This is a genomic window from Mangrovimonas futianensis, from assembly GCF_021245805.1.
Taxonomy (GTDB): domain Bacteria; phylum Bacteroidota; class Bacteroidia; order Flavobacteriales; family Flavobacteriaceae; genus Mangrovimonas; species Mangrovimonas futianensis.
This window is the reverse complement of the sequence record NZ_JAJJNF010000001.1, coordinates 104,657-121,481: the sequence shown is the minus strand read 5'-3', so window position 1 is coordinate 121,481 and position 16,825 is coordinate 104,657. Positions and strand designations below refer to the sequence as shown.

Sequence of the window (16,825 nt, the reverse complement as noted above, 5' to 3'; positions counted from 1 at the left end):
CTAAGTAATTCGTCTTATGAATGTTGAAAACAGTTTCTCGATTATTCTTTTGACCACTTCTGTATTAATGTTTTTTACAGGTTGGTGGCAAACCAAAAAACCACCTAAATACCAGGAGGACTTTAAAATGCTTTCTAAATCCAAGCGAGCCGGAAGAAGTCCGGAGCATTGGTATTTTTCCTTAAGCTATGGAGGAAACCTTTACTTAAAATTTTCAGGCATTCTTATTGGCTTAGGTATATTGGGCCTTTTGTTAAATTTCCAAATGATGGTTGGTTTTATCCTCGCCATCTCCATTGTTGTTATTGGAGTTGCCGTTATAGGGTTGAAAACGGAAAAGGCTTTAGTTAATAAGTTTGGGAAATAGACTCTAGTTTTTTATTATTCTTGTTTCTTATAAGCCGTTACCTTGATCTCTACAACTAAATCAGGATGAGGTAGCTGATGTACTGCTACCGTAGTTCTTGTTGGGCCTGTTTCTTTCTCAAAGAATTCCCCATAAGCTTTGTTGTAACCAGCAAAATCATTCATATTCACCAAAAAGGTGGTTACATCTACGACATCTTTGATGCTAGCTCCAACGGTTTGAAGATTTCGGTCGATGTTTTTTAAGACCTCACGGGTTTGAACTTCTATATCCAGTTTTTTGGTGTTCATCTCATCTATCAATTCGACTCCTGCAATCGTGTTGTCTGGTTTCCTAGAACTAGTACCTGAGACAAAAATGAAATCGCCAACTACTTTTACATGCGGATAGGCGCCTCTAGGTGTTACTTTTTTTTCTTCACTCATCATTTTATGCGTTTTTAGCAATGCGATCTTCTTCTAAAATATGATCGGTTTCTACTTTAACTTTTTCAAAATTGGTTTTTAAATCATCTTCCATATTTAAAGTGCCTTCGGCCAACATGTTTAAAATGGCTTTGTCTTGGGCACGTCCCCTCAACATGGCTTCTTGATATCCCATATCTTCATTAAAAGTCACTAGGGAATATTTTGAAGCGTACTCTGGAAATTCTTTTTCCAAAGCCATTTCCAATTTTCGTTTTTCCCTAAAGTTAGGGTGATTGACATGACCCTTCATTTCATGGAAATTGTCAATAGCTAAATCAGCTATGGCGTCGGTGTCCTTTTTGCGTCGGGATTCATAAATTTTAAAGATGGTTTCCCAATCCTTATGTCCTTCTTCCAATACTTGATCTAAGACCGTTACATCCTCAAAGGAAGCATTCATTCCCTGCCCATAAAAAGGAACAATGGCATGAGCTGCATCACCCATCAACAAGGTGTTTCCTTTGTAATGCCAAGGAGAACATTTCACTGTTCCCAAAGGCGATGTAGGGTTTTCAAAAAAGTCTTCAGCCAAATTAGGCATCAATTCCAAAGCATCTTTGAAATATTTACCAAAGAACTCCAAAACGTTTTCTTTGGTTGTTAGGTTGTTGAAATTGTATTCCCCTTCATCATAACTTAAGAACAATGTGACTGTAAAACTGCCATCCAAATTGGGTAAAGCAATAAGCATAAACGATTCACGTCCCCAAATATGCAAAGCATTTTTAAAGGTTTTAAAATCACCATTCTCATTGGGTAAAATAGAAAGTTCTTTATAGCCGTGAGAGAGCCAATTTTGAGAAAAGCTAAAAAGGAATTTTTTACTCAAATAGTAACTTTTTCTCATTGCTGATCCAGCACCATCAGTCGCGAAAATGACATCAGCATCTTCAACAAACTCAGATTGGCTATTATAATCCTTAAAAGTAGCAGTGGTTTTCTCGAAATCGACAGAAAGGCATTTTTTATTGAAATGGATGGTAACATTATCATGCATTTCTGCTTCGTCGAGCAATAATGAATTCAAGCCTCCTCTGGAGATGGAATTGATATATTCCTCTTCGCGCCCGCTGTAAGGGGATAAGATGGTATTGCCTTCCAAATCGTGAAGCATTCTTCCATTCATAGGAATACAAAGTGGCATCACTTTATCTAGAATGCCGACCATGTTCATGGCTTTAATTCCTCGATCGGAAAAGGCTAAATTTATGGATCTTCCGGCACTTATGTCAACTTTGCGCATGTCTGGACGCATTTCCATAACAGTTACATTGTAACCGCGTTGACCAAGTCGTAATGCTAAAAGAGAGCCACAAAGTCCGGCACCAATAATTAGTATGTTTTGTTGTTTATCTTTCATTTTTTTATTTTCAGAGAATATGAATTCAATTTAATGCAATACATTTTTTATTTTCTGAATCTCGTCATAAGTTAATCTCAGACTTCTTAAACTCAATTCTTGAGAATTTTTTATTGGATGATTAAAACTTATGGAATCATTCAAGGGATTAAATTTGATATTTAGAACACCATCATGTTCAATTTCTGTAACTAATTTATTTTCTAGGATTAGAATAATTCTATTTTCGGTAATGATTAAGCAATCTCTTTTTTTGTTCAAAAAGAAACTGAATAGTCCGAACATTTGATAATTCCAAAACCCTACTTCCGACTTTTTGTCAATAGATAAAATATGTTTTTCTTTTGAATAGGGTTTCAAAATTATTTCTTTATCCATTTAAAATCGATTTTAGATTTTCCACCATTCTGTAAACATCTTCAAACGAATTGTATAATGGCACTGGGGCGCATCTTATCACATCAGGTTCACGCCAATCGGCAATGACGCCCGATTTGGTAAGTTTATCAAATAGGTTTTTATCAGCATTTTTTACTTGAATGGATAGTTGGCAACCTCTTTCTTTTGGATCCTCAGGAGTAATAATTCTAATAGTGTCTTCTCCCAACTGTTTTAAAAGAAATTCAAAATACCTTGTAAGTTTTTTTGATTTTTCATTTAAAGCTTCGATGCCTACTTCACCAAAAATATCTAGAGAAGCTTTGATAGCTGCCATAGATAAAATAGGAGGGTTGCTTAATTGCCAACCTTCGGCACCAGGCAACACATCAAATTCATGTCGCATGTTAAAGCGGGTTTGTTTGTTATGACTCCACCATCCTGTAAAGCGATTCAGTGATTTATCATAGGCATGTTTTTCATGCACAAACGCGCCGGCCAAACTTCCTGGACCAGAATTTAGGTATTTATAAGTACACCAAACCGCAAAATCAGCATCCGAGTCATGAAGCTTTAAATTGACATTTCCAGCACCATGGGCACAATCAAAACCAACAATACAACCATGTTTATGTCCCAAATCTGAAATGCGTTTCATATCAAAAAATTGCCCCGTGTAATAGTTTGTATTTCCAATTAATACAAGTGCAATTTCCTCACCATGTTTATCCAAAAGCCCTTCAAGGTCTTCATATCTCAAAAGTTCTTCACCTTCTCTAGGTTTCCATAAGATAAGCCCATCTTTATCGTCATATCCATGATGACGCAATTGGGATTCTACGGCATATTTATCGCTAGGGAAGGCATCACTTTCGATAAGTATTTTATATCGCTTAGTGGTAGGCTTGTAAAACGATACCATCATAAAATGGAGGTTGGCTGTTAAGGTGTTCATGACAACCACCTCAATGGGTTTGGCTCCAACAACCTTGGCCATATTTTCGGTCAGAAATTCGTGATAAGGTAACCACGGATTTTTGGCTTCTGTATGTCCTTCTACTCCCAATTGGGCCCAATCATTCAATTCCTGATCAATATAGTCTTTGGTGGTTTTTGGTTGAAGCCCTAAAGAGTTACCACATAAATAAACCAGTTCCTTTCCATCTTGATCCGTGGGAATATGGAACTTCTTTCGATATTCTTTTAGAGGATCATTTTGGTCTTGTTCTTTAGCATAATCAAGACCTAGTTTGTGATTAGTCAATTTGTTTGTGTTTTGATTTCGGTAAAAATAAGAATTCTAATTCAAGCTATGAAGTTTTAGAGGTATCTTAAATTAGGTTTGAAATTTGAATTTTTAAGAAAAGCACAAAGGATGACGAAAGTGTATTCAAAAAGAAATTACTATAGTTTGGAAACCAGAAATTTGCTTTTATTCTGGTACTTGGACTAAGGTTTTGAAATCCAAGAAAGGAAAAAGCGCTTCGACTGATAGTGGAAGCGCTTTTTCGATTTATAGAGACGCGTATTGCGGAATTTTTAAGTTTATTATATTTACGCATGCATGATGCATTTGGATGATGTAATTCTTTGATTATGGAAGATTTAACAAAATATTTTGAAACTAATAAGAATACCTGGAACAAAAAGGCTGAGGTACATTCTCAAAGTGATATGTATCAATTAAGTGATTTTAAGAAAGGGAAATCTTCATTAAATTCTTATGAACTGGAGGCTTTGGGTGATGTATCTGGCAAATCATTATTGCATTTGCAATGTCATTTTGGGCAGGATACCTTAAGTTGGAGTAGGTTGGGCGCTAAGTGTATGGGAGTTGATATTAGTGATAAGGCGTTAGAAATCGCAAAGCAACTCAATGATGATTTAAAACTGGATGCAGAGTTTCTCTGTTGCAATGTATTGGATACCTCAAAGTATGTGGCCTCTTTGTTTGATATTATCTTTACGAGTTACGGGGTGATAGGTTGGTTGCCGGATTTAAAACCGTGGGCGATAATGATTGCGGAGCGGTTAAAACCTGGAGGGGTTTTTTATATGGCAGAATTTCATCCCATAGTTTGGATGTTTGACTACTTGGAAAAACCTGCTGTGATGAAGTATGGATACATGCAAAAGGAAGCCATCTATGAGGAGTATGAAGGTACCTACGCTGATACAGATTCTGAAATGATTAGCAAAGAATACGGTTGGAATCATGGCTTTGGTGAAATCATTAGCTCCCTTACAGAGGCTGGTTTGCAGATTGAATATTTAAAAGAGCATTATGAAAGTCCCTATGATGTGTTGCCAGATTTAACAGAAACTTCTTCAGGGATGTATGTGGCTAATCATCAATTATATCCATTGATTTTTGAAATAAAGGCATCAAAACCATTGAAATAGGAATTACTTTTTTAAATGCATTTGTAGTCCTATTTCCTTATTTACGAGTAGTTTAAGCTTTAAAATAGCATTCTGACGTCTTTTTTCGATGGTGTAATAAGGTTTGATTATCTTTAATTAGCTGTTAATCAAATTATAATATTTTTCTCTCCAATTAATTGATAGTGGTTCAAGCCGCAAACCTCCATGGTTTAATACACTTCTATTAAACCTCTCAAAATTATCATGTCTTTTCATTGTTGTGGGTACTAACTAGACTTCCAAGGATTGTCTTACTTAAAAGTGGTGTTTTATTCCCCGGTCTAATTGACTTGGCCTCATGCTATTAATCAATTAAATCTTTTTTCCAATGAAAAAACACGACTATTCAAGCAAAAATGCTCCCCAAAAATTAAATCCCTTAGTGGAATCCAAAAGGATGCCAATATCTTTCTATGTAATTTTTTTACTTCTTTTTTTAGTTTCGATAATGTCTTTTGGACAAGTCGCTCCTGTGAATCCGCCTATTGGTGGTTTTGATATAGACGGAAACTTGCTTTCTGATTCTGAAGGAGATTGGATTGATGACGGTGATGCGTCCACTATTGGTGGATTTGTTCTTCAATATAATGGGTCAGAATACGTTCCAATTAATGCCAATAACACGAAGTTTTCACGTGATCTTTATAATACAACTTCTGATAATAGTTTTACAGGTGGTAGTTCATTTGGAGACAATCCCAATACTTGGAGTTGGACCAATAGTAAAGCGACCAGTAAATGTGATATTAATACCGTTATTCTTCACCAATCTACAAGCGGAACAGAAAAATGGCTTATGCTAGCCGGTGATCGATTGGTGACAAACGGAACTAGTTATATAGATTTTGAATTTTCTCAAGGGGTGTTTACCAAAAATGAAGGAGGAACATTTACCTCCGTGGGTGCGGATGGAACATCTTCCTTGGCATCAACCAACGGTAGAACAATTGGAGACTTTGTTTTATCTATGGAGTACAGTAATGGTGGGGGCAATGCCAATGTGCATTTTTATGTTTGGGAGGCTTCGGGTTCTTCCTACCAGTTTGTGGAAAAGGAAATTCCAGTGGTTGCAATGCAACCCAGTGCCTATGGCGCAACTAATGAATCAGGAGGAGTTTCGGTTCCTTATGAAGCCTTTGGGTCCAATAATTATATTGCCTATGCTTTTGTGGAAGCGGCTATTAATATTGATGCTATTTTTAATGCAAATTGTCTATCGGCAAATATAAAAACGGTGTTTGTTAAGACTAAAGCTTCTGACTCCTATAATGCTGCATTAAAGGATTTTGTTGATCCGATCCCTGTCGATTTTCAATTTGGAAATGCTCAACTGGATTATGATGCGGCCTATTGTAAGTCAGGAACTGCTTCACCAAATGCGCCTGTTGTTCCCAATGGAACATTTAGTGCGTCACCGGCTGGTTTGGTATGGAGTAACCCAATTGCTGGGAATAGTCAATTGTCCAATGATGGTATTATAGATTTGGCAGCTAGTTCTGCTGGGAGTTATACGATTACTTATACGCCCACAGGTAATGTTTGTTTAAATCCCGCAATGGATACTGTTGTCATAAATCCGTTGCCTACAGCTAATGCTGGTATAGATCAAACATTGTGTCAGTCTGGTGAATCGGGACCAACAAGCTTTACCTTGGCTGGATCTGGGTCTAACGGAAGCTTTAAATGGACCAAAGTAGGAGCAACAGGAACTGCTGATGTTTCTGGTTTTGATGATGATACGTCTCTTACGACCAATGTTTCAGTTTCTGGTATAGGTTCAGTTACACTGCAATTGACAACAACAAGTGGATATACCCCATCTTGCGGTACGCCTTCAGATCAAGTAGTTCTTAATGTAAATCCAAACCCTACCGTTAATGCTGGAAATAATCAGGCGTTATGTCAAACTTTACCAACAGGACCAACCGATTTTACCTTAGCTGGTACAGGAACAAACGCCACCTTTAAGTGGACCAAAGAAGGATCTACGGGAACAGCAGATGTGGTCAGCTTTTCTGACGATACCTCATTGACTTCTAATGTTTCTATTTCCGGGATAGGTACGGTAACATTAAAATTAACGGGTACTAGTGATCAAACCCCTTCTTGTGGTACAATCAATAGTACAGTCGTATTGACAGTTAATTCTAATCCAACGGTAAATGCGGGAAGTGCTCAAACGTTATGCCAAACCCAGCCGTCGGGCCCAACCGATTTTACCTTAGCTGGTACAGGAGCAAATGCCACCTTTAAGTGGACCAAAGAGGGATCTACGGGAACAGCAGATGTGGTAAGTTTTACCGACGATACTTCTTTAACGTCTAATGTGTCTATTTCTGGTACAGGAACTGTTACTTTGAAATTAACGGCAACAAGTGACCAAAATCCATCATGTGGAAGTATTAACAGTACGGTTGTATTGACCGTTAATCCTAATCCAACGGTAAATGCAGGAAGTAATCAAGCTTTGTGTCAAACCCTGCCAACAGGTCCAACAGATTTCACTTTAGCAGGTACAGGAACAAATGCTACTTTTAAATGGACTAAGGAGGGTTCAACGGGAACTGCAGATGTGGTCAGTTTTACGGACGATACTTCTTTAACGTCTAACGTGTCAATTTCTGGAATAGGCACAGTAACTTTAAAATTAACGGCAACAAGTGACCAAAGTCCATCCTGTGGAGTGATTAACAGTACGGTTGTTTTAATTGTTAATCCTAATCCAACATCCAATGCAGGTTCTCCTCAAGCCTTGTGTCAGTCTAAACCCGGTGGTCCAACTGTATTTAATTTGAACGGTGCTGTTTTAAACGGAACTCCTCAATGGTCCCAAGTTTCTTCAACGGGAACAGCTTCGGCATCTTTCAATAGTCCTAATTCTGCAACAGGAACAGTTAGTGTATCGGGGGTTGGTACAGTGACTTTAAGATTAACTTGTACAAGTGGATTTGACCCAGTTTGTTCCTCTGCAACGAATGATGTCATTTTGACTGTCAATCCAAATCCCGGTGATTTAACAGGAAACGTTACTCAACCAACTTGTGGTTTAACCACAGGTACCATAGCGGTTACTTCAACTATTACTGGATTAACCTTTAGTATCGATAGTGAAAATCCCGAGGATTTTACCAATAATACTGGTGTTTTTTCTGGATTAGCACCAGGTTCGTATGTCATCAGAGCGATGACAATTAATGGTTGTATTTCCAATGGAATGAGTAAAATTATCTATGCAGCACCTAATGTTCCATCAACGCCTGTAGTCCAAGTCTCGGATCCAGCGACGTGTTCCTCTGCTCAAATGACCTTGCAGGTTGTAAGTCCAGTTGGTAGTGAATATCAATACATAAATGAATTGGAATTTGGTGGTGTCTGGCAATCGTCAGTTTATTTTAATATTAATGCCGGTGATGGTTTTAGTATTAAAGCAAGACGAACAGATGATACAACATGTATTTCAGATGCTGCTACTTGTGAGGAACCGGAAGAGGAAGCAGTTAAACTGGCTGAAATACCCAAAATTGAAGAAATTAAAGAGGTTGTTGGAAAGCCAGCTATAAAAGCCTATCCAAACCCCTTCAACAATGAGGTTAATTTTAAAGTAGATGTTCCGGGTAAAAGTGAAGGGGAATTGGTATTGATGAATTTGTTAGGCCAACGCGTAATGACCGTATTTTCAGGTGAAATAAAAGAGGGTAGTAATCATTATCAGGTCAATTTACCTTCATTAAATTCAAATACATTGATTTACATTTTATCCATTAATGGAGAACGCTTTACAGGGAAGCTCGTCCAGAACAAAATGTAGTGATATTTTTGATTAGTAGTTTTTTGAATTAGTCTTTAGGGTGCCAGAAAATATCTGGCACCTTTTTTAATGTTCCTTTTTCAATAAAAGGGGGCACGATTGTCTTAATTGCTGCAGTCTTTTGTTTGAGACATTTCTGATGTAGGGGTTTGTGGGGTTTAGTCTTTCAAAGTCTTGATGATAATCTTCGGCTACATAAAACTTTTGGAAGGGTACAATTTCAGCAGCTATATTGGAATTTAATTTTTTGCCCCATTCTGCTTTTTTCTTTTCTGCGATTTGTTTTTGCTCGTCATTTTGATAAAATATAATGGATCTGTATTGCGACCCTTTATCAGGACCTTGACCGTTGACTTGGGTCGGATCTTGCGAACTAAAATACACTTCTACTAACTCTTCAAAGCTGATAACTTCTGGATCATAAATGACTTCGATGGCCTCAGCATGTCCTGTTGCCCCGGTGCTTGTGGATTTGTAGCTAGGATTGTCTGTGAATCCGCCAGAATAACCTGAAATGGCTTCATCAACACCTTTTATGCTTTCATAAATAGCCTCGGCGCACCAAAAACATCCACTAGCGAAATAGGCTTTAGCTTTGCCATTTTGAATTGGAACCTCCATAGGTGTGACTTCTAGTAATGCTTGTTTTTTTGAGTTGGATTGAGCTTTGTTTTCACAATTAAATAGGAAAATTGTCATAAAAAGGGCTGCAATATGTTTCATGAGATTGATTTTATTAATTGTAGTAGTCGTAAGAAAATGCATATCCTTAATTCTAAATAGTGAAAGTTTTATTAAATAAAAAAGCCTTTACAAATGTAAAGGCCTTCTAAAGTATGTTGTAAATTATATTAAGCTAAGCTCGCAAATAATTTTTCCATTTTCTCTTTTTGTTCATCAGCTAATGCTGGGTCAACCAAAATTCTACCACTGTGCTCATCTGTAATGATTTTTTTACGTGAAGCAATTTCCATTTGGATTTGTGGTGGAATGGTAAAGAAAGATCCTCCTGAAGCACCTCTTTCAACAGGTACAACAGCTAAACCATTTTTAACATTTTCTCTGATTCTAGTGTAAGCTTTAACCAATCTTTCTTCAATGTTTGATTTGTAGTCGTCAGACTTTTCAATCAAGGCCTTTTCTTCTTTCTCAGTTTCAGCTAAAATAGCATCCAATTCACCCTTTTTGTGCTTCAAGTGTTTTTGGCGCTCTTTAAGACGGTCTTTAGTTTCAGAAATAACTTCTTTCTTTTGCTCAATTTGAGCTTTGAATTCCTTGATGTGCTTTTCAGCTAATTGAATTTCCAGTTCTTGGAACTCAACTTCTTTGGTTAAGGAATTATATTCTCTGTTATTTCTAACATTTTTTTGTTGCTCACTGTATTTTTTAATCAAAGCTTTTGATTCTTCAATTAAATTTTTCTTGTCAGTAATTTGGTGATCAATCGATTCTAAACTAGACTCAAGTCTTTCTAATCTAGTATTCAAACCAGCAACTTCATCTTCTAAGTCACGAACTTCTAAAGGAAGCTCTCCACGAACATTTCTAATTTCATCAATACGTGAGTCGATGAGTTGTAAATCGTATAAGGCTCTTAAGCGCTCTTCTACAGTTGTTTCTTTCTTTTTTGCCATATATTAAAAATACTTTACTGGATTGGTTTGGGTCGTTGATAAAACGACTGCAAAATTAGTAATTTTTTTTGTAAGATAAGAGGCTAAAAGATTTTTTGTGTATTGTTCACTTTCAAAGTGGCCGATATCGCATAAAATAATTTGATTTTCAGCGGAAAAGAAGTCGTGATATTTCAAATCTGAAGTTACAAAAGCGTCTGCTTTTGCAGCCTTAGCAGCTCCAATAGCAAATGCTCCAGATCCTCCTAAAACAGCTACTTTCTTAATTGGTTTGTTGAGAAGGGTTGTGTGTCGGATGCATGAAGTTTTCATTTGCTTTTTTAAAAAGGCTAAAAAGGATTCCTCATCCATTGCAGTCTCCAGTTCTCCTGCCATTCCCATACCTATATGTTGGTTCTTGTTTTCTAGTGTGACAATCTCATAGGCTACTTCTTCATAGGAATGGGTTTCAAACAATGTCTTTAAAATGATTCCTTCAAGATGTTTTGCATATGTAACTGAAATTTGTGTTTCTTCCTCATAATGAATGGAACCCCGACTTCCTTTGGTTGGGTTGGATTGATCGTTCCCCTGGAAAGTGCCAGTTCCTTCAACATTAAAACTACAGCAGTCATAATTACCAATGCCTCCTGCACCCACAGCGAATAAAGCCTGACGAAGCGTTTCTGCTTCATTTTTGGGAACAAAGGTTGTTAACTTTTTAATTGTGCCAGATTGAGGAATTAAAATTTGGTTGTTTTTTAAACCAAGTTGGTCGCAAATCATAGCGTTCACTCCTTGGAAAGAGTTGTCTAAAGCCGTATGAATCGCATATATAGCAATATCATGTTTAATGGCTTTTAAAACAGTTCGTTCCACATAGGATTTTCCTGTAATTTTTTTTAAACCTTTAAAAATAATAGGGTGGAAGCTAACGATTAAATTACATTGCTTTTCAATAGCTTCGTCAACCACTTGTTCTAAAGTGTCTAAGGTAACTAAGATACCTTTCAAAGGGGTGTTTGCATCACCCACTAGTAAGCCTGTGTTATCAAAATCCTCTGCATAATGGAGGGGGGCAAATATCTCTAGGTGATTTATTACATCTTGTATGGTCATCATGTTTTGAGCCTATTTTCATCAAACCTACAAAATTTTTTCAAGTGCTTGTGGGTGGATTTTTTACGAATTGGTTCATTTCAGGTGAATAAAAAATAATACTTTAGTTTCATGAAATTTTTCAGGAAGTTGCTTTATCCATTGAACCCCATTTATTATGTGGTTACTTATTGGCGTAACAAAGCCTTTGATTATGGGTGGTTGAAAAGTAAATCATATGGTTTTCCAGTTATTGGAGTTGGGAATTTGAGCGTGGGAGGTACTGGAAAGAGTCCGATGATTGAGTATTTAATTAGATTACTGTCTAAAGATTTTCAAACGGCTACTTTAAGTCGTGGATATAAAAGAAAAACCACCGGGTTCAAATTAGCTGATGCATCAGACTCGGCGGTATCTATTGGTGATGAGCCGTTTCAGTTTTTTTCAAAATTCAAGGATCAAATACAGGTTGCTGTGGATGAAAACAGGCAAAGGGGGATAGAGCATTTAAAATCATGGAACCCCAGTTTGGAGGTCGTTTTATTGGATGATTCTTTTCAGCATAGAAAGGTGCAGGCTGGTTTTTATATATTGCTTACGGCTTATGATAATATATATACAGATGATTGCATGCTCCCTGCAGGGGATTTAAGGGAGCCTAAAACAGGAGCTAAAAGGGCAGATGTTATTGTGGTCACAAAGTGCCCAAGCAGTTTGAATGAGCTTGAAAAGACACAAATTGCCAAAAGGTTGAAACCTTTGCCTCATCAGCAGGTATTTTTTAGTCACATCAAATATAGTGATGCTGTTGTTTCAGAAAATCGTTCTCTTCAGCTTAAAGAATTAGAAGATTTTACCTTGGTGACTGGAATAGCCAATCCAAAGCCTTTGTTGGAATTTTTAAATCTAGAAAACCTGAAGTTTAAACATTCAAATTTTCCAGATCACCACCATTTTTCAGATCAGGAAATTGAAATGATTGCAAAAAGTAAAACTGTTGTTACTACCGAAAAGGATTATATGAGATTGAAAGACTACTCTCAATTAAAGGATAAATTGTTCCACTTGCCCATTGAAATAGTATTGGACAAACCCAAAGAGTTTAATCAAAAAGTACTGGATTTTGTCAATTCCTTTTAGGATGGTGAGCCTTCACTAATCAAAGCGTGGAATAGTTTTTTCTCAAAGTCTTCCTGCTTGAATGGTTTGGAGATAATATCATTAAATCCTGCTTCGTCAAATTCATGCATTTTATCTTCAAGGGTTACGGCTGTTAAGGCAAATATAGTAATGTCCTTGTTAAACTCTCTAATAAGCTTAGTAGCTTCTAAACCGCTAATTCCTGGCATGTGAATGTCCATCAAGATAACATGATAACGGTTCGTTTTAACTTTTTCAACAGCTGCCTCACCATTGTCTACAACTTCACATTGTAACTTCATCTTTGTCAAGATTTTTTTGGTGATCATCTGATTGATTTTGTTGTCTTCAACTACTAGAATCTTGATGTCTTTTAAGTCCACATCTTGAACATCTTTGAAGTAGCTCTTAGTTTCCTCAATGATTTCTTTTTCAGAATATTTCATGGGAATTTCAAAGGTGAAAGTAGATCCTTTCCCAAGTTCACTGTCAAGGTATATTTTACCGTTCAATATCTTAATTAACCCTTTTACAATGGAAAGTCCTAATCCCGTACCTCCATATTTTCTATTAATTTGGATGGAACCTTGTGCAAAACTTTCAAACAACTGGTCTTGCTTTTCCTTACTGATACCAATTCCGTTATCCTGAATTTCAAATTTCAGATTATAAATGTCTCCCTTTTGTTCTGTTTTACTCACTTTAATCCAGATGTCACCATCTTTTGTGAACTTAATGGAGTTCCCGATTAGATTAATGAGAATTTGGGAAATTTTAATTTGGTCAGCAACATAATTTTCGGGTAAGCCATTTTCAAATTTAAAATGAAGCTTGGTATTGTTATCTAGAGCAGAGTTGTTCAAAGCCGCGATAACATTGGTTATTTTTTTCTTTAAATTGAATGGTTCTGGTTCTAACTCAACTTTATTAGCTTCAATTTTGTTGATTTGAAGGATGTCATTGATGAAGGTTAGTAAGTAATCACCAGAAAATTTCAATGATTTTAAATGCTGAATCTGTTCTGGTTTGGGCTCTTCTTCCAATAGCATATTGGTTAAACCGGTTACAGCATAAAGAGGTGTACGTAATTCGTGGGTTACTGTGGAAAGGAAGTTGGCTTTCGTTTTAGATGCTAATTCGGCCTTTTCTTTGGCTATAATCAATTCACTATTTTTCTTGTGCAACATGTTGTTGGTTTTTAACCTAATGTTGTTGTTTTTGTACAACGATAAGGTTAAAAGTGAAAGGATTGTAATTAAAGCGATACTTAAAATGGTGGTAAGCTTGTTTAGATTATTGGCATCTCGCTCTTCTTCAAGATCTGCAAGTTTTTCTTTTTGGTATTGGGTTTGGTTTTCTATTAATAACTGCATCTTCTTTTCCTCAGAAAGGCTGTTTCGTTTTGCCTTTAAAATGGAGTCTGATAAAGCAATGTGTTTTAATAGCAAATCATTGGCCTCTTTGAAATTTCCAACATTATGATTCAATTCGCTTAAAAGCAGGTATCCATGGTTTAATACATCATCAAATTGATGTTCCAGGGCAATTCTTAATCCCTCATTTGCTTCTTGCAAACCTGCTGTTTCATCTTTTAAATGAAAAATAGCATACCCTAAATGTATTTTACCGCTACTTAATATTTTATAATTTTCATAGCGTTTAGCCATTGCAGTACTTTGGCTTAATAACATCTTAGCCCTCCTGTAATCCTTCAGTTTAATGTAGGTTCTTCCTTCATTTAGATTTACTTCAGCTACATATTCATTTAGTCCTTCCTGTTGAAATAAAGTTTTTGAGGATGTATAATAATCTAGTGCATCTTGATATTGTTCCATGCTGAAATAGACATTTCCCATGGTCTTATAAGTTTCGGCAAGATTGGCGTCATCTTTTGCGAAACGTTGCTTTTCATTGGCTTTTATAAGGTATTTAATAGCCTCTTCAGGTTCGTCTATTAAATATTGCAGTTTTCCAAGTTTGGAATAGATGATACCTTGGCTCTTTGTATTATCAATTTTATTAGCAAGCACCAAAGCCTCGTCCAGTGTTTTTTGTGCCTCAAAATACCTGCCGTTTTCAATATCAGATTGTGCTTGATTGACATGATAATTTATCGCATTCTGAATGGTCTCAGGATCATCTTTAACTGAATCCTGAGAAAGCGCTTTAAAGCTTAATAGCAGAAGGAAAGCATATATGTAAATACTGATTCGGGACATCACATTTAGTTGCCAATGTGACAAATATAAATATTTATTCGATAAAAGTTACTTTTTTATCGATAAATTGCAAATTAAATCTAAAACTCGTGAAGAATAGCCCGTTTCATTATCATACCAACCTATAATCTTAACCATATTTCCAATGACTGAGGTCATCTGTGCATCAAAGATACAAGAGTGCTGGTTGCCGACAATATCTATAGATACAATAGGGTCTTCAGTATACTCCAAAATACCTTTTAAACGGTTTTCGGCAGCAGTCTTAAAAGCATTGTTTATTTCTAAAATGGAAGTTTCTCTCTTCACATTAAATGTAATGTCTGTTAAGGAGCCATTGGCTACTGGAACTCGAATACCACATCCTCCTATGACATCGTTTAAATCTGGGAAAATTTTCGTCAATGCCTTCGCAGCACCAGTAGTAGTTGGCACAATTGACTGTCCAGCGGCTCTGGCTCGCCTCAGGTCTTTATGGGGTTGGTCATGTAAACTTTGGTCTGTGGTATAAGAATGAACCGTTGTAATATAAGCCTGATCTATTCCGCACAAATCTTTGATGATAGAAATCATTGGGGCAGCATTGTTGGTAGTGCAGGAGGCATTAGAAATGATCAATTCTTGACCATTTAAAATGTGGTCATTAACGCCCAAAACAATCGTCTTAATGTCATCTTCTAAAGGAGGGACACTTAGAATAACTTGTTTGGCTCCATTTTGAATATGGTATTGTAGGCTTTCTCTATCCTTAAATTTACCGGTAGATTCAATTACGAAATCCAATTTGAAAGCTGACCAATCAATATCTTTAGGGTGGGTATGGTTTAAAATGGAGACTTTTTGATCATCCACGTTTATGAATCCTTCGGAATAGGAAACATTCTGTTTCAAGACACCATGAATACTGTCGTATTTTAAAAGATGGCTTAGAGTTTGAACATCTGCCAAATCATTGATGGCTACAACTTCAATATCTGGTCTTTCTAAAGCCAGTCGAAATACACGTCTTCCAATACGACCAAATCCGTTAATACCAATACGGATCATTATTCGATATGCTTTTGTGCTTTATAAGAAGAGCGTACAAGAGCACTACTTTCAACATGTCTAAAGCCAAGATCCAGGCCTATCTCTTCATAAGCCTTAAACTCATCGGGTGTCACAAAGCGTTGAACAGGTAAATGCTTTTTACTAGGTTGTAAATATTGACCAATGGTCACAACATCTACTTGACTTTCTCTTAAATCATGAAGCGTTTCAATGACTTCTTCCTTTGTTTCTCCAAGTCCAAGCATGATACCAGATTTAGTCCTACGCTGTCCTTGTTCTTTTAAATATTTTAATACTCCCAGGCTTCTGTCATATTTCGCTTGAATTCGAACTTCTCTGGTCTGTCTTCTTACGGTTTCCATATTGTGTGAAACGACTTCAGGGGCTACTTCCACAATACGATCAATATGCCTTTCCATACCTTGAAAATCTGGGATGAGCGTTTCAAGAGTTGTTTCGGGGTTCATCCTTCTTACAGCCTTAACAGTCTCAGCCCATAATATACTACCCATATCCTTTAAATCATCTCGATCTACACTAGTTAAAACAGCGTGTTTGATGTTCATGATTTTAATAGATCTTGCAACTTTCTCAGGTTCATCCCAATCCACTGTTTCCGGTCTACCTGTTTTTACACCACAAAAACCGCATGATCTCGTACAAATATTACCTAAAATCATGAAAGTAGCAGTCCCTTCTCCCCAACATTCACCCATATTCGGACAGCTACCCGAGGTACAAATAGTATTCAGGCTATATTTATCGACCAAACCTCTTAATTCCGTGTATTTCTTTCCGGTAGGAAGTTTTACTCGTAACCATTTTGGTTTTGGTTGTCGTTCTGTTGGTTTTAAATTTGAAGTTGTTGCGGTATCCATAACATTAAAATCTAAGGCTGCAA

Annotated in this window: 14 protein-coding genes; 4 read left to right on the top strand and 10 right to left on the bottom strand. The window is 36.6% G+C overall.

Annotated features, from left to right (window positions below):
* Positions 1–16 precede the first annotated feature (16 nt).
* On the top strand, positions 17–367 hold the full coding sequence (locus LOK78_RS00590) for a hypothetical protein (protein ID WP_232633124.1): 351 nt from the start codon (positions 17–19) through the stop codon (positions 365–367).
* A gap of 14 nt (positions 368–381) precedes the next feature.
* On the opposite strand, the gene LOK78_RS00585 is transcribed toward LOK78_RS00590, so the two are convergent.
* The 4 genes from LOK78_RS00585 to kynU are packed head-to-tail and all read right to left on the bottom strand — an operon-like array spanning position 382 to position 3,836.
* Positions 382–795 carry a RidA family protein gene (locus LOK78_RS00585; protein ID WP_232393916.1) on the bottom strand — a complete coding sequence of 138 codons (414 nt, stop codon included), beginning with the start codon at positions 793–795 and terminating at the stop codon, positions 382–384.
* 1 nt (position 796) lies between these two features.
* A complete protein-coding gene (locus LOK78_RS00580; RefSeq protein WP_232633123.1) occupies positions 797–2,194 on the bottom strand; it encodes an FAD-dependent oxidoreductase in 1,398 nt (465 codons plus the stop codon).
* A 30-nt stretch (positions 2,195–2,224) separates the two neighbouring features.
* On the bottom strand, positions 2,225–2,572 hold the full coding sequence (locus LOK78_RS00575; RefSeq protein ID WP_232633122.1) for a hypothetical protein: 348 nt from the start codon (positions 2,570–2,572) through the stop codon (positions 2,225–2,227).
* Positions 2,565–3,836 (bottom strand): kynureninase, encoded by a 1,272-nt coding sequence (gene kynU, locus LOK78_RS00570; protein WP_232633121.1) that lies wholly within the window; start codon positions 3,834–3,836, stop codon positions 2,565–2,567. The genes LOK78_RS00575 and kynU overlap by 8 nt, the downstream gene beginning before the upstream one ends.
* 332 nt (positions 3,837–4,168) lie before the next feature.
* Here kynU and LOK78_RS00565 point away from each other — a divergent pair, with 332 nt between their 5' ends.
* The gene (locus tag LOK78_RS00565) at positions 4,169–4,975 is read left to right on the top strand and encodes a class I SAM-dependent methyltransferase (RefSeq protein ID WP_232633120.1); all 807 of its coding nucleotides are present in this window, start codon (positions 4,169–4,171) and stop codon (positions 4,973–4,975) included.
* A 349-nt stretch (positions 4,976–5,324) separates the two neighbouring features.
* Positions 5,325–8,804, top strand: a complete 3,480-nt coding sequence (locus LOK78_RS00560; protein ID WP_232633119.1) for a T9SS type A sorting domain-containing protein — start codon at positions 5,325–5,327, stop codon at positions 8,802–8,804.
* 66 nt (positions 8,805–8,870) lie between these two features.
* Here the strand turns inward: LOK78_RS00560 and msrA are convergent, their stop codons facing one another.
* The 3 genes from msrA to LOK78_RS00545 all read right to left on the bottom strand — a co-directional run bounded on the left by msrA (position 8,871) and on the right by LOK78_RS00545 (position 11,536).
* Complete coding sequence (gene msrA / locus LOK78_RS00555; protein ID WP_232633118.1) at positions 8,871–9,527, bottom strand: peptide-methionine (S)-S-oxide reductase MsrA; 657 nt, start codon at positions 9,525–9,527, stop codon at positions 8,871–8,873.
* A gap of 128 nt (positions 9,528–9,655) precedes the next feature.
* Complete coding sequence (locus tag LOK78_RS00550; RefSeq protein ID WP_053971446.1) at positions 9,656–10,438, bottom strand: zinc ribbon domain-containing protein; 783 nt, start codon at positions 10,436–10,438, stop codon at positions 9,656–9,658.
* Between the two features lie 3 nt (positions 10,439–10,441).
* Complete coding sequence (locus tag LOK78_RS00545) at positions 10,442–11,536, bottom strand: Nif3-like dinuclear metal center hexameric protein (RefSeq protein ID WP_232633498.1); 1,095 nt, start codon at positions 11,534–11,536, stop codon at positions 10,442–10,444.
* Between the two features lie 111 nt (positions 11,537–11,647).
* Here LOK78_RS00545 and lpxK point away from each other — a divergent pair, with 111 nt between their 5' ends.
* Complete coding sequence (lpxK, locus tag LOK78_RS00540) at positions 11,648–12,655, top strand: tetraacyldisaccharide 4'-kinase (protein ID WP_232633117.1); 1,008 nt, start codon at positions 11,648–11,650, stop codon at positions 12,653–12,655.
* Here lpxK and LOK78_RS00535 read toward each other — a convergent pair.
* Genes LOK78_RS00535 through lipA form a run of 3 tightly spaced genes read right to left on the bottom strand, consistent with a single transcriptional unit; the run spans position 12,652 to position 16,802 of the window.
* A complete protein-coding gene (locus LOK78_RS00535) occupies positions 12,652–14,898 on the bottom strand; it encodes an ATP-binding protein (protein ID WP_232393909.1) in 2,247 nt (748 codons plus the stop codon). The genes lpxK and LOK78_RS00535 overlap by 4 nt on opposite strands.
* Before the next feature lie 24 nt (positions 14,899–14,922).
* Positions 14,923–15,921 carry a type I glyceraldehyde-3-phosphate dehydrogenase gene (gap, locus tag LOK78_RS00530; RefSeq protein ID WP_232633116.1) on the bottom strand — a complete coding sequence of 333 codons (999 nt, stop codon included), beginning with the start codon at positions 15,919–15,921 and terminating at the stop codon, positions 14,923–14,925.
* Complete coding sequence (gene lipA, locus LOK78_RS00525; protein ID WP_232633115.1) at positions 15,921–16,802, bottom strand: lipoyl synthase; 882 nt, start codon at positions 16,800–16,802, stop codon at positions 15,921–15,923. The genes gap and lipA overlap by 1 nt, the downstream gene beginning before the upstream one ends.
* Positions 16,803–16,825: the final 23 nt, after the last annotated feature.